Below are 15,544 nucleotides of genomic sequence, written 5' to 3'. Positions count from 1 at the left end.
GAGCACCCCCGTCTACCTCGTCGCGTCGCGCCTCGCCTGGCGTTCTGCGTGCTTGCGCGCCTTCGCGTCGTTCTTCGCGGTCTCGGCGCGTACCTCGTGGGCAGGCCGAGGCAGCTCGATGCGCTTCGGGGCGGTGCCCTTGGATCCGGCGTTGTGCCAGTCGATGACTTCGAGCCGGTAGATCGCCTCGCGCAGCAGGTGCGCCTCGTCGGTGAGCGCGATCGGCCCGCCGGTGGCGATCCAGAGCGCGGACCCGTGGGGCAGGTGCGCCACGTAGTCGCCGAGCTCGCGCAGACTGCGCTCAGGGTCGGTGCGGCCGCCGGGCAGCAGTCGCAGACCGTATTCGGCTTGGAGCGATGCCCGCAGGGCGCCCTCGTGGTTGTCGAGGGCGCCCGCGAGCGTCAGGAGTTTGGGTTGAGCGCCTTGAACACGTCGAAGACGAACTCGGCGCCGTCGGACGCCGAGACGCGGCCGTTCGGACCGCGCAGCGCGTCGAGAATCGACCGGTAGGCGTCGTCGCCGACGAGGCGGCGCAGCAGGGACGGGAAGCGCGACATGTCGTGCTCGTCCTGCGTGGCGCGGATGTCGTCGAGCAGCTCAAAGTCGTCGAGCGCTTCCTTAGGGACGGTGACCTCGATCTCGCGCACGACGACGCGGCTCGCGGGCACCTTCCGGAACTTGGGGTCGCCGTCGTCGTCGAAGCCGTCGGGGAGGTCGATCTCGACACTCTCGACCTTCGGCTTCTCGGTCTTCGGCTGGCGGTCCTGCGGCGCGCGTGCGCCGGCGGGCTTGGTGGGCATGGGCAGTCTCCTCCGACTTATATCTCCGACTTATAAGCAAGGTGGCGGTGGGCGGAGCCGTCGGAGGAAACTCCGCCCACCGGTCTGTGGCGCCTACTCGGGCGGCAGCGCGGGCAGCTTCGCTGCCTGGTGCGCGCCGATCTTCGTGAGGCGGTCGGTCTTGTTCTTCGATCCGGCGAGCTCGATCCCCTCGCGCTCGGCGTAGGCGTCCAGCTGCGCGTTCGTCCAGACGTCCGTGGGCGAACCCTCGGGAATCGACACGGCGCCGGATGCGGTCGGCACGACGAGCGGGTGGCGGTAGCCGAACCGATCCTGGGTGTACGGCTCGCCGGGCTGCGGCTCGACCGTGGGGCGCTTGCCAGCCATCACGCGCCCGCCTCTTCGAGGTCGGTGGCGAGGTGGATGTAGTCGCCGATGATCTCGCCGAGGAAGGGGTACGCGGCGATGTCGGACCCGACGAACGTGCGATCGCCGTTCGGGGCGATCTCGAAGCGCGGGATCAGGAACCGCTCCTTGACGTCCTCGTCGTCCGCGTCGAACAGCTCGATGACGGCGGTGCGCACCTGGATGCGCTGGCCGGGGCCCCGGGTGGCCTTGCGGACGCCGGAGACCGAGGTGTCGACCGACTTCTCGTGGTAGCGCAGGGAGTTGGTCTGCGACTTGGATTCGAGGCCGACGAACGCGATCTGCGTGCCGGGCTCGTTCATCCGGGTGCGGACGACGCCGCGGCCCTGGTGTCCGCGCTTGCGCTCGACGGATCCGGTGAGGGTCTCGGTGAAGCCGTCTTCGGACAGCCAGCCGACGTCCTCGAACGCGGGATCGAGTGCCGTTTCGAGGCCCGCCGGCAGGGTGGTGCCGAACGGGGCGAGGTGGATCGCGTCGAAGTCCGACCCGTAGATACGGGCCAGATCAGCGTTCACGGTCATGTGTGTCTCTCTTTCGTGTGGAGCCGGGCATGACCGGCGATTAGCCTCCCGCGGGCGCGGGAGTGGTCTGGCGGCGGGTGGCGCGGACGCGGGCCCGCACGGTGAAGCGGTAGACGGGGGTCTCGGTCTCGGGATCGGGCGCGAAGTACGGCGAGGTCGCCTCGACGCGTCGCCACAGCGGCAGCTCGCCTCGGCGGTCGAGGAACGCCATCCGGGCGTCGTCGGCCATTCGGCGGGCGACCTCGTCGTCCTCGGCCCATGCGTCGACGGTGAGCTGCGGGGCGTCGAGCGCCCGGTTCATGGTGTCGCCGCCGGTGCCGTAAAGGCGGTAGAACTCCGGCGGCCGCGGCGATGGGACGCGCAGCGACGCGGGGAGCTCGAACCGGGCGACGAGGAACCCGATCGCGTCACCCTCGACGTCGGAGAACCTCACTTCCGCACCGCCCCGAGGGCGCGCTCGAGCACTGCGTCGCGTGCCTGCCGACGTCGTGCGCGGGCGCTTATGGTCTGGACGTAGCCACGGGCCATCCACCGGTGCGGCCGGGCGACGTACTCGAAGCCGTCTCCGGCGTTCGCGGCCATCTGCCGGCCGACGGAGTCGACGATCGCCTGCGCCTGGGCGGAGGTCATGAGCTGATTGATCGTGCCGAGGTTGAGCTTGACGTCGTTCGGGTTCACGTCGCCTCCCTATCCGTCGGTGCGGCCCGCTTCGCTCGGTCGGTTCCAGCGCGTCGGCGCCTGGATGTACTCGTGCGGGTCGCCGATGATGGTCACCGGTTCGCCGCCGCGGATGCGCACACGGCATCCGGCGAGGCTCTTCGTGTAGGTCTTCGGCCAGTAGAGGGACCACTCGACGCGCACGCCCGTCGGGCGGGCGGCGTCGGGGACGTCGGCGAGCGGTCCGGGGAACACGAGCACGTTCTCGACGGTCTCGGGTGTCCACTCGTAGCGAGGCTCGTTCCGCGAGTTGCGTGCGACCTCCGTCGAGCGCTCGACGACGACGGTCTCGCCGCGGATCATCCGCGCTTCTCCGGCCACAGGCGACCGATCCACCCGGGCTCGGGGAAGGAGCCCTGCGGGAGGCCGGGTGCAGATGACAGGTCGCAGAGGGAGCGCAGAGAACTCTCGTCCTCTTTCGAGAAACACGACGCGACGTCGCGGTAGGTCTCGCGGATCGGCCCGACGCCGGTCGACACGAGGTTGCGCGGCGGGAGGGTCGCGGCCTCTGCGGCGACGCCGCGGAGGATCGCGATCGCGTCCTCGCGCAGGTCGTCCGAGAGGGATTGCAGGCAGGGGGCGATGAGCCGGGCACGCACGAGGATCCGGCGAGCCAGGTCGGGGTCTCCCCCGAGGTTCTCAGGCGTGATCGACATCATCGCCCCCTTTCTGGTCAGGCCTACTTGGCGGCCGGCGCCTTCGGAGCGGGCGTGCTCTTCTTGGCTTCGGCCTGGGCGGTCTCGAACGCGGCGCGCGCGGTCTCGAGGTCGGTCTTCGCCTGCGCGACGGCGCGGGCTTCCTCCTCGACGACCCGCCGGCCCTCGGCGAGCTCGTCGTCCTTGGCGTCTTCCGCGGCCTTCACCGCGGCGGCGACGTCGTCGGCCGAGAACGCGACCGGCTCGGGGTCGGGCTCGGGCTCGTCGAGCTCGGCGATGAAGCCCTGCTTGACGAGCCGGGTCAGCTGCGCCTTGTCGACGCCCTCGGGCACGATCTCGCCGCGCCGGACGAAGCTGGCCACGCTGTTGCCGGACGGGGAGCCGATCGACACCTTGACGACGGCGGCGGTTGCGACGTGCAGCTTGCTCATCACGGGGCCTCCGTTCCGGTGAGGTAGAACGCGGCGAGCGGATCGGTCACGATCGGCACGTGCACGTTGCGGGCCTGCAGGCGGGTCTTGTCCGCCTTCGGCTCGCGGATGCTCGCGATCTCGACGCCCGTGTCCCCGCCGATGGCGCGGTACTCGGGCGAGGCGATCTGCTCACGGGCGATGCCGCCGAAGCGGCGCCGGTCCAGGAACAGGGGGTCGGGCAGGTCGTCGCCGTCGTCGGACACCCAGAGGATGCCGCCGATGTTCGGGAAGCCGTCGGTGAGGGCCTGACCGCTGTCCTTCGGCAGGATGTCGAGCAGCTCCGGGATGACCTCGGCGTACTGCTCGCCCGGGAGGACGACGGTGTTGATGTCGTAGCCGAGCTTCTGCTTCCGGACCCGCGCCTTGATGCGGAGGGCGTCCTTGTAGATCTGCTTGCCGTTCGTCCACGTCCCGCCGGCGGCGAGGGTGTTCGTGACGGACGACATGACTGCGCCGAGCGCGGCGTCGTTGGCCGAGAACACCAGCTCCGTCTGGAGGAAGGTGAACGCGTCGTCGACCGGGGCCTGGAGCAGACGGGTGATCTGCTCGTCGGTGATCTCGGTCGCGAGGCCCTCCTTCATGGCCTGGTAGAACTCGTATTCCTCGGCCGACATGGGCGTGAGCTTGTACTCGGCGCCGGGGGCGACGATCTCGGCACCGCGCTGCGCGCGGATGACCTCGTTCTTGGGGACGCCGATCGCGCCTCCCGTGATCGTGAAGCGCTTCTGCAGCAGGAACAGTCCGAGGAACTGCTGTGCCGAGAGGATCTCCGCGAGTCGACGGGCGACGAGGGTGGGCGACTTCAGGAACGCGACGAGGTCAGCGGCCGAGACGTTGGCGAACTGGCTCGGGGTGAGCGGGTAATTCTGCATGTCCGTCTCTCCTTTCTCAGAGCTGGATGGCGCGGACGGCGGCGCCGTCGACGGCGGACGTGAGGGCGACGTAGAACGCGGTGCCCGCAGCGAGGGTGCGGACCTTGCCCGCGCCCGCGGCTTCGAGGCGCTGGCCGCGGGTGATGGCACCCGAGGCGGTCAGCTCGTGGATGACCTTGCCGACCTCGACGGTCACCTTGTCGCCGACGGCCGCGTCGTGCCCGGCGACGCCGACCACCTTCGCGGATGCGGCGGCGGCGGGTGCGACCGTCATGTCGGCGGTGCCGACCTCGACGGGGCTTCCGGCCGTCACGGCGGTCGTCACGCCGAACGTGACGGTGTCGCCGGGGCGGAACAGCGGCAGGTAGGACTTCGCAGCCATGATCAGGCCTCGACCTTCTGCGTGGGGTACACGCGGTTGTAGAGCGAGGACTCGGCGTCGGTGACGTCGTCGGAGTGCCCCAGCTCGGCCACCGGCAGCGCGGTGTTCTTCGGGAACTTGTTGAGCAGGGCGGTGATGCCCTCCTCGTCCTTGTCGAGCTGCTCGCGCCACGAGTCGCGGGACTCGGCGGTGATGCGGCCCTCGCCGAGCGCCTTCGCGACGATGCCGTCGCGTCGGTCGCTGATCTGCTCGTTGCGTGCCTGGACGCCGAGCGCTGCCTGCGCGCGTAGCTCCTCCAGAGCGGTGCCGTCCATGACGACCGCGCCCTTCGGGATCGGCGGTGCGGCGTCGGTCGCCGCGGGTGCGGGCTGCTCGTCGAGCTTCCCGTCGAGCGCGCTCAGGAGCACGTCGTCGGAGGCAGCAGCATCGGTCACGCCGAGCCGCTTCGCGAGTCCAGCCTTGAGGTCGTCATAAGCCATGACGTGTTCCTTTCGGTGGGGTTCACCCGGCTCGGTCGAGACCGGGAGCTGTGAGGCCGAGGCGCGTGCCTCGGCTGCGATGACGACGAGGCGAGCTGCGGAGTCTTCCGGCTCGTCCTCGTCGGGGATGAGGAGTGCCTCGTCGTCGTCGCCGACTGTCGTCGGCTCGCCTGCGTCGGGGACGACGCCCATGCGGTCGGCGAGGCCCTCCTCGACCGCTTCGGCGGCGGTGAGCCAGGTCTCGTCGGCGAGCAGCGTCGCCCAGTCCTTCTCACCGGCCTTGGCGGTGTAGATCTCGACGATCGACTTCTCGATGCCGTCGAGGATCGTGGCCTGCTTGCGGAGGTGCGTGGCGTTACCCCAGGCGATGACGGATGGCGAGTGGATCATCATCTGCGTGCCGGGCGACATCACGACCTCGTCGCATCCGGCGGCGATGACCGACGCGGCGGATGCGGCACGGCCGTCGACGACGGCGGTGACCGTCGCCTTGTGGGCGCGCAGCATGTTGAGGATCGAGACGCCCTCGAACACCTCGCCGCCCGGCGAGTTGATGCGCAGCACGATCTGGTTGACGGACGACGGCAGCGCGTCGAGCACGGCGCTCACATCCTTGGCGGAGACGCCCCAGTAGCCGCCCCACGAGTCGATCGGGCCGTAGAGGCGGATGGTCGCGACCGTGCCGTCTCCGGCCGGCGCCGGGGTGGTCACGGCGTTGAAGAACTCCGCCTTCGACTCGGGGACCGGGAGCTTGCCCCAGTACCGGCTGTCGCGCTTGGTCATGCTGCCTCCTCGGCTTGCGGTGCGGTTCGCCTGGGCGGCGGGGTGAGGTCGGTCTCGTCCATGACGGGGAGGCCGTAGAGCTCGCGCAGGTGCGCCTCGAGCGCGGGGTTCCAGCGGATCGCGCCGGAGTCGAGCAGCGCCTTGATGGCCTCGGCGGTAGCTGCGTGCTCGGCGCCGATCTTCGGCGGGACGAGCCGCGGCGCAGGTTCGCTCGGTCCCCAGTTCGCGTCGACGAGATCCTCGATGACGTGCTGCTGCACGGTCGTCGCGATGTGCCGCGTGAGCGCGTTGAGCGATCGCACGAAGAAGTTCGCGAACGTGTCGCCCAGCGCGTACGACCCGGTGGAGTTGTCGCCGCCGAGGTTCAGGAAGTTGGCGAGGACGGCCCGCGCGATCTGCTCGTCGTAGTAGCGGATCTGCTTGTCCAGGTCGGGCAGCTTCCCGGTGACGCCCTTGAACTCGAGAGTGGCGCTGTTCGGAAGCGAGGCGCCGGCCGCGTCTCCGGCACGCGCGCTCTTGGCGATGTCGAGGCCGCGTGCGATCTCGGCGTCGAGCCACTTCACCTGATCGTCGTACGGGGCGTCCGCGGGCGGCGGTGCGCTCGTGTAGACGGGCAGGCCGAGGCCGTTTCGTTCGGCGGCGAGCGCCTGCACGCGCAGGGTGCGGTCCTTGAGCAGCCACATCTTGTACGCCGCGCGCAGCAGCGAGATGCCGACCCAGTTCCCGCCCTCGCGTTCGTGGACGAACACGACGAGTCGATCGATGGGGATCTTCACGCCGCCGAGGGGGGCGGCGTGGAGGACTGCGCGGCCGTCGGCGCCGGTTGGCGCGTGCGTGGCCCCGGCGGCGTGCTGCACGATCGCGGAGAGCCCGCCGTCGCGCTCGGTCTTGAACTCGGCGATCGTGCGGGGCGGCCGCCAGGCGAGCTTGGACAGGTGGGCGAGGCCCGAGGCGTCTGGCTTGTAAACCTGCTCGAAGACGGAGTGTCCGAAGACCAGCTCGAGCAGCGCGAGCCGGAGGAACTCGTCCCATGAGAAGCGGCCCTTGGTGCGCAGCGGCGCCTTTCGCGCCTTCCCCTTGATGCCGAGCCCGAGATCGTCGGCGATGAGCTGCGCGACGTCGGGGCGGACTCCGGTCGCGTCGAGCTGCCACTCGGTCTCCTGGATGGGAAGAGTGACGGCGCGCAGCACCGACATCACCTGCGGGTCTTCGCGGCGCATCCGGTCGAACACGTCGATCGACAGCGGCCAGACGAGGTCGGGGTTCGTCTCGGCGACCTCGGCGCTCATCCCGGCCCATCCGGCGAGGGCCCCTGTCTGGTATCCGATCTCTGCCAAGGCGGGCCTCCTCTCAGAACCGAGCGATCGCGAGGTTCGTCTCGGGACCGTGCCCGCCGGTGTCGCGGGTGATGACTTGCGCCGCGGGCGGCGGCGGGGTCGGCGTCTTGACGGTGGCTTCGGACTTGAGCACGCCCCAGAGCGCCCAGGTGACGGCCTGCGCCATCGTCACGGGCTTCTGCGGGTCGGACTGCTCCCAGGTGACTCCGGCGCGGCCGATGTTGCGCGTGGTCGCGAATTCGAGCGACTTCGTCACTTCGTCCTGTGGACGGTGCGGGACGAGTCCGGCGTTGACGTGCTCGATGAACAGGGTGTGCGCCGCGGCGATCTCGTCGATGTTCATGCCGAGGTACTTCACGCCTGCGCGGTCGAGGGAGGAGAGGACGGCGGCTGCGTTCTTCGGGTCGAGGACCACGAGCACGGCGCCGAGCTCGTCGCGGAGTTGCTTGATCTCGTCGGCGATCCACATGGTGCCGCGGTCGGTGCGGTGGTGCTCGACGGCGATGGTCTCGTCGTCGACCCGCACGGCCTTGCCGATGGTGGCGTATCCGCCGCCGCGTCCGAGCGCGAGAGACAGCACGACGCCGTCGCCGATCACTCCGGCGTCGTCGTGGGCGAGGTGCTTCCACACCTCGAGGTCGAGCTCTGACAGCTTCACGGCCGCTTCGGCGCGGCGAGAGGGCCAGATGGAGAGGCGCTGGCGGGCGAAGGCGTCGGGGTTGGTCTGCCCCATGCGGTCCCAGTCGTCCTCGACGGTCTTCCACGCGAGGCGGATGCCGAGTCCGGGGTTGGCTTCGCGCCACACCTGGGGGCTGCCGAAGTCGATCGCCGCGGCGGTGTCCGGGTCATCGGATCCGACGGGCGTGTGTTCGATCCAGCCGGTGCGCTCGAATCCGCCCTTGCGGCCGCGGTCGCGGAGGCCCTCGAAGTACTCGCCGTCCTGGTCTTCCTTCGGCACGGTGCCGGTGAAGAGCACCTGCTTGTTGGGGCTGGCGTCGGTGGCGGGTAGCAGCGCCTCGAGGATGGTGAGCGGCGAGTGCTGCGCCTCGTCGACGATGAGCACGTCGAACGAGACGCCGACGCCGGCCGAGCCGGTGCGGGTGAAGAACACCAGCCGGTTGCCGTTTTTCAGCTCGATGGCCCAGTTGCCGTTGCCCGTCGAGATGCCGGTGACGCCCTGCGCGGTCTGCTTGCCGCCGCCGACGAGCTCGGCGCGGAGGACGGGGGACGCGAGGATGACGCGGCGAGCGCGGCGGAACGCCTCGCGGGCGGTGGCGCCCTCGTGGGCGGTGTGGCCGATGAGCTTCGGTGCGCCATCCTCGCGTGCCCACAGGAACAGGTGCGCGAGCTCGTAGGGCAGCAGGATGTTGCCCTTGCCCTGCTGGCGTGAGACGAGGATCCCTAACTCGGTCGCGGCCCACTGGCCGTCGGCGTCGATCGAGGCGACGGCTTCGAGGCCGCCCTCCTGCCACGGGTCGCAGCGGATATTCGCGAGGTCGCAGATGTCGAGGACATCGTCGATGAGCGAGTCGACTCGGCTAAGAGGCAGCGCCCTGACTCTGGGCTCTTGCAGCCCGAGCAGCTCGGGCCTGGGCGAGTTGCTCGGCAAGGGTCAGCTCCTTCGGCGGCTCGACCGGACCGCGCTTCGACTCGACGGCCGTCCGGAACTCGCGCGCGATCGGCGCGAGCTTCGTCGGGTCGTCGGCGGCGATCTTCACGAACGCCTTCCGCAGCGTCTTGACGATCAGTTCGAGGTCGTCGGCGTCGCCGTCGTCGGCGGTCTCAGCATCGGGCGGCTCGGGTGCGGTCGGCGTGGTCGGCGTGGTCGGGGCGGCCGGCGAGCGGCGGGACGCGCGACGGGTCGCAGCGTGCGCGTCGCGGCAGGCGTCGTCGACGGGGTCGCCGTTGCGGAGGTGTCGGCGGTAGGCGGCATCGGTGCCGCAGCGGGCCTTGGGCTTACCCATCTCCCCACCCCCTCTGAATCACCCACATTTCTGTTCTTCACCCACGGAGAGAAGCGCCAGACCTCCGCAGGGAGTTGGCAGCGAAGGCCCGATCGTGGATTTTCTGACGAGATGGGGTGTGGGTGAATGAATCGTCAGCGGATGAGCTCGCCGACGGTGCTCGTCGCCAAGCACGGCACGAGGTCGGCGCGCAGCTCGGGAGTCTCGGTCACATCGTCGAGGTAGACGACGTCGACGCTCATGCCTCGGCCACGGTCAGAGCGGGGCGTGGTGAAGTACACGGCGCCTGCACCCTCGACGTGCACGGTCTCGCTGCCCTTGGCTCGGCGGACCATCGCACCAGGCGTCCGAGCTGCGATGGCGTCGAGTGCGGTGCGCGTCCCTCGGCCATCGGGTGACACGACGAGCACGCGGCGTCCGCGCTGTGCGTCCTGAGCGATACCGGCTGCGGCGTATCGGTTCAAGGTGACTCCCTTCAGCTTGCGGCCCAGATCTCGACCGGCGCGGCGTCGCCCTTTGACGAGTTGCAGTGCTTGTGCATCGGCACGAGCTCCTGGTGCACAAGGTGTCCCCCGTTGCCCACAGCGTGCGGATGGTCAGCGGTGAAGCTCATGCGGTTCGTCGCGGGCAGCGTCGTGTCGATCGGTTGTCCGCATCCCCACCCGTCCGGCGAGCCGTAGCCGCAGGGCAGGTTCTCGCGGGCGGTGCGTCGCTTCAGCGCGGCCTGCTTACGGCGGTACGCGCGGTGTCCCTTGCCGTCCCGGATGCTGGCGTGCGCCACGGTGCTCGCCTTCCCACTGAGACTCGGACGCGTGGGGTTCCTGTGGCGGGCCTCCGCAGGTCGTGAGACCCCGGCTCGTCCATGCAATCTCCGCGCATCCGAGCAGCTTGCGGCAGAGGCGCGCGACGCGGTCATCGCAGCCGAGCGCCCCGCCTTTCACGTCTGCGCCTCACAACGCCCGGCGAGCGCTCCCGAGGCAAGATGATCGGCGCACCTCGACTCCACCGCTGAGGGGTGGCCGGGCGCCGTCTGCTGAGAAGTGCGAGCGTCGTGGACGGTGAGGCGAGATCCCGGCCTGGGCACAGACCGGAAGCCGGTAGCGGGTAGGCGTCACATGATGACCACCTCCCGAGGTAGCCCAGGAACGACGAAAGCCCCACCCGTCGGGGTGAGGCTTCGGTCATAGTTCTTGTGCAGGGCACAGCCTATCAGCGAAAGCGCCACGTTTTCTCGCGCACCGGTACGGCGTGTCACTCGTCGCAGTAGGCGTGCGAGTCGTAGAAGTCGTCGACCATGCGATCGCGCGAGTCCCGAGAGAACGCCCGCGCGCCGCACGAGCACATCGCGCACGACCTCGCCGAGGCCGGGAAAGTGCCCCGCGAGAAGAACAGCGCGTCCTCCCGGCGGTGCGTGAGCACGCGCTTGCGGCGGTCATGGCGGCGACGGCGGCGCATCTTGTCGCTCACCAGGGCCACCCCATCGAGCGGCGCACGTCGTCGAGACCGGTGAGGCGGTCGAACTCGTCACGGCTGATGTACCGCCACGCCAGCACCTCGGCATGCTGCGACCGGTCGCCGACGTGCTCGCCCAGCTCGACGTAGACCATCGCCGGCCGGTCATCCATGCGGACGAACGCGCCGTCGACGAGGGCTCGGGCGACGGTTCCGGTGTAGTCCATGCGGTTGCGGGTGAAGCCGACGACGGTGCCGCGGAGGTCATCGCTCGGGGCAGGCCAACCGCAGCCGGTGACCTCGATGTACATCCGGCGGGACTCGCGCTCGTGCTGCGTGTCGCGCGCCCGGCGCAGCGTGATGTCGCCCGCCAGGACGGCGGCGCTCAGGTCATCGTCCAGCTGCCCGAGCGTCTGCGGGTAGCGGTTGTCCGTGGCCGCCTCGTCGATCGCGACGCGGTGCGGCTGCACCGCCGCGGCGGTCACTTGGCCACCCCCGCGAGGAACGCGTACGACGTGCGGCCCTCGTAGCCCCCGAACGCATCTGACAGCACCCAGTCGGTGTGGGCGTCGCGGCAGTCGAGGCGCTCGAGCAGCTCCTCCTCGACCCAGTCGACCATGCGGCACCACTCGCGCATCTGCGGGTCGGCCGGTTCCGGGGCGATCTGTTCGAGGTTGGCGAGGGAGTCGAGGAGCGCCTTGGTGCTCTGCGCCTTGACCAGCGCGACGGCCTTGGCGGTCAGTTCTTCGGTGCGGTTCGTCATGCAACTATAGTTGCAGGTTTGACCGGGGATTGCAACTACAGTTACAGTCATCACATGGCCGAACCGGACGACACCCTCGAGACCCTCAGCGCCTTCCAGGCACGCATGGACGCCATGCCCGCGCGCCGCGCCGAGCTCATCGCGGCCGCCCGCGCCGCCGGTCACAGCTGGCCGAAGATCGGGGCCGCGCTCGGCATGAGCCACCAGGGCGCGATGAAGGCCGCCGCGGTCGAGCACTGACGTCACGCCCACGCTGTCACCAGCCCCCAGACCACGGCGAGCGCAGCCACCAGGACGAGCAGCAGCATCGAGCCGAACAGCCCGCGAGCCATCGCGACGAGCGAGCCCGAGGTGATCTGCCGGGGCGCGGCGTAGGCGGCCACCGCGACGACGGCGAGCGCAGCGAACACGATCCCGGCGCCGGCCACGATCAGCAACGCGAGCGGCGCGCTCATCGGTTCGTCTCGCGCATCAGCGGCTGCACCATCGACCGGAGCGGTGAGGCTTGCATCGCGTTCACTGCGTCGATCGCCGAGACGACGCCACCCGCGAACGCGTCGCTCCGCTTGCCCCAGCCCTCTCGGATCAGGTACGCCGCGAGCGAATCCGGATCGGTGGTGCCCGCCTTGTGGATGGCGCGTGCGAGGGCCTCGCGCTGCGAGCTCATTCGCTCGCTCCCGCCTGCTTCGAGAAGGCCGCGTGCACCATCTGCTCCGCGCCTCGGTCTGTCCACCCGGCCTCGACGAACTGCCGCTTGATGTCGGTCATCGCGGCCACGAACCGGCCCATCTCGTGAAGAGCGAGGATCGTGTCACCTGCGCTCGGCTGCTCCGTCTGCGGTTTGCTGTGCGCGCTCATCGGTCCTCCGGCCAGTTGCAGTTGAAGTGATCGTCGAGGGTCCATCCCTCGGGCACGACGTCACGGCAGCTCGGGCATGTGCGGGACTCGATGCATCCGCAGGCGCAGTCGATCGGGGTGTCGTCAGCTTCGAGGTCGGCAACGCGGGTACAGATCCGGTGCTTCCCGTCGCGGCACTCGGGGCAGCGCTTCCGTTCGCTGGCGACGTGGATCGGGATCCCGAAGACCGTCTCGGGGCGCACGCTCGTCTGCGGTGTCGTGCTTCGCAGCGCTTCGACCTCGTGCTCGGTGAGAGTCACGCCGCCGCGCTCGTTGATCTCGACGGGACGCCCCACCCGCACGCTCAGGTCGGCGAGGGTCCGTTCACGCTCGGCAGCCGCAGCGACAGCTACCGGCGCCACGAGGGCCGCGAGCGCTCCGACGTAGGTGCCGGGGCCCGCCGCGTCAGGTCCGCGTACGGCGAAGTGCGACGACAGCACCACGGGCTCGAGGTGCTTGTAGCGCGGCGCGCCGAGTCGGGCTTCCGGGTCCACTGCGATCAGTTCGCCACAGATCATGCATGGCCAACGCTTCGCGCCTGCCTCGACGGCCGCGGCTCGGGCGCGCATGGCTTCGGTCTCCGCCGGGTGCTCGGCGTTCGCGGGCTCGTTCTCGAATTCGGTGGGCACGGGTGTCTCCTTCGTCATGTGTCGGTCTTGCAGGTGTGCGGCGAGCGCTCGATCGGCCTCGGCCGGCGTGGGGAAGTTGATCCAGGTGCGGCAGGCCGGAGCGTGCGGGCAGCGGATCAGCGTCATGCCTTCGCCTTCCGCGGGCGGCCGACGCGGGCGTCCATCTCGGCGCGCAGGGCGAGCAGCTCGGACTCGCGGAACCACGTCACCTTGCCCATCGGGCCGTATGTCACCGCGCGCGGGGCGATCAGCTCCTTGGCCACCCAGCGCCGCAGCGTCGCGCCGGATGCGGCGTACCGCTCGCGCTCGGCCTCGGAGCGGGTGATCAGGCGATCGCGCCACTCGGGGACGCTCGAGGTCATCTCTTCGCCGTCCTCGTCCTCCCGCGCGTCGATGACGATCGCGGCGTCCGGGCGTTCGAGGCGATAGCGGGAGACGGCGTCGACGATCGACCAGAACGAGCGGATCCCCTCGGCGTCGGACGGGTGACGATCGAGCACCGCCTCGGCCAGCTGCAGGATGTCGTCTCGTCGGTTCGCCAGCCGCTCGAAGTCGCCGAGGATGACGTTCGCGCAGCGTCGGGCGTAGTCGTACGCCCCGAGCGCCCCGGCGCCGGCAGGCATCCCGCCGATGATCCCGGACCGCGGGTCGACGTACACCGCCCAGGTGCGCAGCGTCCGCATGACGTCGTCGCTCGCGTCGATCAGATCCGGGGGCGTCGGCGCGGGCGCCTCGGATCCCCCACCTGACACACGCACACGGTCGTACACCGCGGCTGCCATCGGGTCCGACAGCGAGCGCAGGCGGCCGACGAGATCCGGGGCGTTGTCGAGGTGACGGCGGATGCGGCGGAAGCAGCGATCGCAGATCAGCGCGCCGTCGCGGGCGAGCTCGGGCGCGCAGCCCGGGCACGTTCCGCCCTCTTTGCCGTAGTCCTCGCATGTCGCGAAGTGCACGCCTCTGGTCGTGCAACCGCGTACGCATGCCCGCTCAGACATGGCGCTCCCTTCCGCGCTGGGCGCGAGTGAAGTCGTCGTGCGCTCGCCCGATCGCGGCGCTCGTATCGGCATCCGGCACGAACAGGACGATCACCTTGCGATTGGTCGCGAAGAGGGCGCGGTGCCGCTGCTCCACATCCGTGCGCTGGAAGCCGCCGTCGGTCGACTGCCACTCTTTCCGGGGCGATCCGAACTGCCACTCGCGAGTGCCGCCGTGCTTCTCCCAGACCCGCTGCTCGTACAGGCCGAAGTGCTCGGGGTCCGTCACCGTCATCACGACCGAACCGATGGGCAGCGCGTCGATCTCCTCGACCGTCATCCACCGGGCTTCAGAAGGGGGTGTCGTCGCCATAGCTTCCACCTCCCGACCACTCCTGGGTGTCGCCCGGCTGTGCCGTCGGCCACTGCTCCTCGCTCTGAGTCGTCGGCTGCGCCGCGGTCCCCTTGCCCGCTGCGCGAGTGACCTGCGCCGTCGCGTAGCGGAGGCTCGGGCCGATCTCGTCGACTTCCAGCTCGAGCGCGGTGCGGTTCTGTCCCTCGCGGTCCTGGTAGGTGCGCTGCTTGAGACGCCCGGTCGCGATGACGCGGGATCCCTTCGTGAGCGATCCGGCGACGTGCTCGGCAAACTCGCGCCAGCACGAAGCACGCAGGAACAGCGCGTCGCCGTCCTTCCACTCGTTTGACTGGCGATCGAGGGTTCGGGGCGTGCTGGCGATCGTGAAGTTCACGACCGGGAGTCCGTTCTGGGTGTAGCGCAGCTCGGGGTCGGCGGTGAGGTTGCCGACGACGGTGATCACGGTTTCGCCGGCCATCAGAGCGCCTCCCCGTTCGCGTCTTCGGCCTCGACCGTCACCGGGTGCGGCGTCGTGAGCGTCTCGGGGATCACGACGATCGCCTCGGGCCGCAGCGGGAGGAACGCACCCTTGGGCAGCTCGATGACGACCTTCACCTCGACGGTGCCGGGCTTCGGCTTCTGCGACTTGTTCTGCGTCGAGCCGACGACCTTCGCGCCGTCGATGGCGCTCGGCTCGTCGTACTTCCCGCTCTGGCGCGCGCGCCACGAGTAATCGGGCTGCACCTGCAGGTAGACGGTGGCTCGTACTGAATCGGTCATGCTGACTTCCTCTCTGCCGCCGGGGCGGACTTGCGGTATCTCGGGTTGGCCGGGAGGCCGAGGCCCCGGCGGGTCTGCGCGATGTATCCGGGTGGGCGCTTCAGTTCTTCGGCGATGTCGGCGTCGCACATTCCGGCGAGGACGCGTGAGCGGACCCGGTTGCGGAATTCGAGGACGCTGCGTCGCGCTGCGAGCTCTTCGCGGAGCACCACGCCCGGGTCGACGTGACGGCGCTCGGCTTGGTCCTGAATGCGCCAGACGTCGCGGGGATCGAGGTCGACCATCACTCGCATTGGGACTCC

General features: G+C 69.9%; 30 protein-coding genes. 1 reads left to right on the top strand and 29 read right to left on the bottom strand.

The annotated features are described in order from the left end of the window. Positions 1–12: 12 nt before the first annotated feature. The 20 genes from LMI96_RS01475 to LMI96_RS01380 all read right to left on the bottom strand — a co-directional run bounded on the left by LMI96_RS01475 (position 13) and on the right by LMI96_RS01380 (position 11,604). Entirely contained in the window at positions 13–273 is a 261-nt protein-coding gene (locus LMI96_RS01475) for a hypothetical protein (RefSeq protein WP_228360238.1), read from the bottom strand. Positions 274–401: 128 nt separating this feature from the next. Further along, entirely contained in the window at positions 402–800 is a 399-nt protein-coding gene (locus LMI96_RS01470) for a hypothetical protein (RefSeq protein WP_228360237.1), read from the bottom strand. Between the two features lie 93 nt (positions 801–893). After that, positions 894–1,166 (bottom strand): hypothetical protein, encoded by a 273-nt coding sequence (locus LMI96_RS01465; RefSeq protein ID WP_228360236.1) that lies wholly within the window; start codon positions 1,164–1,166, stop codon positions 894–896. Beyond that, positions 1,166–1,726 (bottom strand): hypothetical protein, encoded by a 561-nt coding sequence (locus LMI96_RS01460; RefSeq protein ID WP_228360235.1) that lies wholly within the window; start codon positions 1,724–1,726, stop codon positions 1,166–1,168. Before LMI96_RS01460 ends, LMI96_RS01465 begins: the two co-directional genes overlap by 1 nt. A gap of 40 nt (positions 1,727–1,766) precedes the next feature. Then, positions 1,767–2,159, bottom strand: coding sequence for a hypothetical protein (locus tag LMI96_RS01455; RefSeq protein WP_228360234.1), 393 nt, complete (start codon positions 2,157–2,159; stop codon positions 1,767–1,769). After that, on the bottom strand, positions 2,156–2,404 hold the full coding sequence (locus LMI96_RS01450) for a hypothetical protein (protein WP_228360233.1): 249 nt from the start codon (positions 2,402–2,404) through the stop codon (positions 2,156–2,158). Before LMI96_RS01450 ends, LMI96_RS01455 begins: the two co-directional genes overlap by 4 nt. 9 nt (positions 2,405–2,413) lie before the next feature. Next, on the bottom strand, positions 2,414–2,746 hold the full coding sequence (locus tag LMI96_RS01445) for a hypothetical protein (protein WP_228360232.1): 333 nt from the start codon (positions 2,744–2,746) through the stop codon (positions 2,414–2,416). Beyond that, complete coding sequence (locus LMI96_RS01440) at positions 2,743–3,099, bottom strand: hypothetical protein (protein ID WP_228360231.1); 357 nt, start codon at positions 3,097–3,099, stop codon at positions 2,743–2,745. Before LMI96_RS01440 ends, LMI96_RS01445 begins: the two co-directional genes overlap by 4 nt. A gap of 23 nt (positions 3,100–3,122) precedes the next feature. Beyond that, a complete protein-coding gene (locus tag LMI96_RS01435) occupies positions 3,123–3,530 on the bottom strand; it encodes a hypothetical protein (RefSeq protein WP_228360230.1) in 408 nt (135 codons plus the stop codon). Further along, complete coding sequence (locus LMI96_RS01430) at positions 3,530–4,444, bottom strand: hypothetical protein (RefSeq protein ID WP_228360229.1); 915 nt, start codon at positions 4,442–4,444, stop codon at positions 3,530–3,532. The genes LMI96_RS01435 and LMI96_RS01430 overlap by 1 nt, the downstream gene beginning before the upstream one ends. A gap of 16 nt (positions 4,445–4,460) precedes the next feature. Then, complete coding sequence (locus LMI96_RS01425; RefSeq protein WP_228360228.1) at positions 4,461–4,826, bottom strand: capsid cement protein; 366 nt, start codon at positions 4,824–4,826, stop codon at positions 4,461–4,463. A gap of 2 nt (positions 4,827–4,828) precedes the next feature. Then, positions 4,829–6,088: a head maturation protease, ClpP-related gene (locus tag LMI96_RS01420; RefSeq protein ID WP_228360227.1), complete on the bottom strand. Its 1,260-nt coding sequence runs from the start codon at positions 6,086–6,088 to the stop codon at positions 4,829–4,831. Continuing rightward, entirely contained in the window at positions 6,085–7,425 is a 1,341-nt protein-coding gene (locus LMI96_RS01415; RefSeq protein WP_228360226.1) for a DUF935 family protein, read from the bottom strand. Before LMI96_RS01415 ends, LMI96_RS01420 begins: the two co-directional genes overlap by 4 nt. 13 nt (positions 7,426–7,438) lie before the next feature. Then, on the bottom strand, positions 7,439–9,034 hold the full coding sequence (locus tag LMI96_RS01410; RefSeq protein WP_228360225.1) for a hypothetical protein: 1,596 nt from the start codon (positions 9,032–9,034) through the stop codon (positions 7,439–7,441). Further along, the gene (locus tag LMI96_RS01405; protein ID WP_228360224.1) at positions 8,964–9,389 is read right to left on the bottom strand and encodes a hypothetical protein; all 426 of its coding nucleotides are present in this window, start codon (positions 9,387–9,389) and stop codon (positions 8,964–8,966) included. The genes LMI96_RS01410 and LMI96_RS01405 overlap by 71 nt, the downstream gene beginning before the upstream one ends. A 134-nt stretch (positions 9,390–9,523) precedes the next feature. After that, entirely contained in the window at positions 9,524–9,853 is a 330-nt protein-coding gene (locus LMI96_RS01400) for a hypothetical protein (RefSeq protein ID WP_228360223.1), read from the bottom strand. An 11-nt stretch (positions 9,854–9,864) separates the two neighbouring features. Then, entirely contained in the window at positions 9,865–10,170 is a 306-nt protein-coding gene (locus LMI96_RS01395) for an HNH endonuclease (RefSeq protein WP_228360222.1), read from the bottom strand. A 470-nt stretch (positions 10,171–10,640) separates the two neighbouring features. After that, positions 10,641–10,856 carry a hypothetical protein gene (locus LMI96_RS01390; protein WP_228360221.1) on the bottom strand — a complete coding sequence of 72 codons (216 nt, stop codon included), beginning with the start codon at positions 10,854–10,856 and terminating at the stop codon, positions 10,641–10,643. After that, complete coding sequence (locus tag LMI96_RS01385) at positions 10,853–11,326, bottom strand: hypothetical protein (RefSeq protein WP_228360220.1); 474 nt, start codon at positions 11,324–11,326, stop codon at positions 10,853–10,855. Before LMI96_RS01385 ends, LMI96_RS01390 begins: the two co-directional genes overlap by 4 nt. After that, positions 11,323–11,604 (bottom strand): hypothetical protein, encoded by a 282-nt coding sequence (locus tag LMI96_RS01380; protein ID WP_228360219.1) that lies wholly within the window; start codon positions 11,602–11,604, stop codon positions 11,323–11,325. The genes LMI96_RS01385 and LMI96_RS01380 overlap by 4 nt, the downstream gene beginning before the upstream one ends. Positions 11,605–11,658: 54 nt before the next feature. Here LMI96_RS01380 and LMI96_RS01375 point away from each other — a divergent pair, with 54 nt between their 5' ends. Then, positions 11,659–11,844: a hypothetical protein gene (locus LMI96_RS01375; protein WP_228360218.1), complete on the top strand. Its 186-nt coding sequence runs from the start codon at positions 11,659–11,661 to the stop codon at positions 11,842–11,844. 2 nt (positions 11,845–11,846) lie between these two features. Here LMI96_RS01375 and LMI96_RS01370 read toward each other — a convergent pair whose 3' ends face one another. Genes LMI96_RS01370 through LMI96_RS01330 form a run of 9 tightly spaced genes read right to left on the bottom strand, consistent with a single transcriptional unit; the run spans position 11,847 to position 15,535 of the window. Further along, positions 11,847–12,059, bottom strand: a complete 213-nt coding sequence (locus tag LMI96_RS01370) for a hypothetical protein (protein ID WP_228360217.1) — start codon at positions 12,057–12,059, stop codon at positions 11,847–11,849. Next, positions 12,056–12,271 (bottom strand): hypothetical protein, encoded by a 216-nt coding sequence (locus tag LMI96_RS01365; protein WP_228360215.1) that lies wholly within the window; start codon positions 12,269–12,271, stop codon positions 12,056–12,058. Before LMI96_RS01365 ends, LMI96_RS01370 begins: the two co-directional genes overlap by 4 nt. Further along, positions 12,268–12,462 (bottom strand): hypothetical protein, encoded by a 195-nt coding sequence (locus tag LMI96_RS01360; protein ID WP_228360214.1) that lies wholly within the window; start codon positions 12,460–12,462, stop codon positions 12,268–12,270. Before LMI96_RS01360 ends, LMI96_RS01365 begins: the two co-directional genes overlap by 4 nt. Next, complete coding sequence (locus LMI96_RS01355; protein WP_228360213.1) at positions 12,459–13,256, bottom strand: hypothetical protein; 798 nt, start codon at positions 13,254–13,256, stop codon at positions 12,459–12,461. The genes LMI96_RS01360 and LMI96_RS01355 overlap by 4 nt, the downstream gene beginning before the upstream one ends. Next, a complete protein-coding gene (locus tag LMI96_RS01350; protein ID WP_228360211.1) occupies positions 13,253–14,086 on the bottom strand; it encodes a hypothetical protein in 834 nt (277 codons plus the stop codon). The genes LMI96_RS01355 and LMI96_RS01350 overlap by 4 nt, the downstream gene beginning before the upstream one ends. Positions 14,087–14,120: 34 nt before the next feature. Then, positions 14,121–14,480, bottom strand: a complete 360-nt coding sequence (locus LMI96_RS01345; RefSeq protein ID WP_228360210.1) for a hypothetical protein — start codon at positions 14,478–14,480, stop codon at positions 14,121–14,123. Further along, positions 14,458–14,940 (bottom strand): single-stranded DNA-binding protein, encoded by a 483-nt coding sequence (locus tag LMI96_RS01340; RefSeq protein ID WP_228360209.1) that lies wholly within the window; start codon positions 14,938–14,940, stop codon positions 14,458–14,460. Before LMI96_RS01340 ends, LMI96_RS01345 begins: the two co-directional genes overlap by 23 nt. Then, on the bottom strand, positions 14,940–15,242 hold the full coding sequence (locus LMI96_RS01335; RefSeq protein ID WP_228360208.1) for a hypothetical protein: 303 nt from the start codon (positions 15,240–15,242) through the stop codon (positions 14,940–14,942). The genes LMI96_RS01340 and LMI96_RS01335 overlap by 1 nt, the downstream gene beginning before the upstream one ends. Continuing rightward, entirely contained in the window at positions 15,239–15,535 is a 297-nt protein-coding gene (locus tag LMI96_RS01330) for a hypothetical protein (protein ID WP_228360207.1), read from the bottom strand. Before LMI96_RS01330 ends, LMI96_RS01335 begins: the two co-directional genes overlap by 4 nt. Positions 15,536–15,544: the final 9 nt, after the last annotated feature.

The organism is Microbacterium sp. cx-59 (assembly GCF_020805625.1).
Classification (GTDB): domain Bacteria; phylum Actinomycetota; class Actinomycetes; order Actinomycetales; family Microbacteriaceae; genus Microbacterium.
This window is presented reverse-complemented; position numbering and strand designations above follow the sequence as displayed.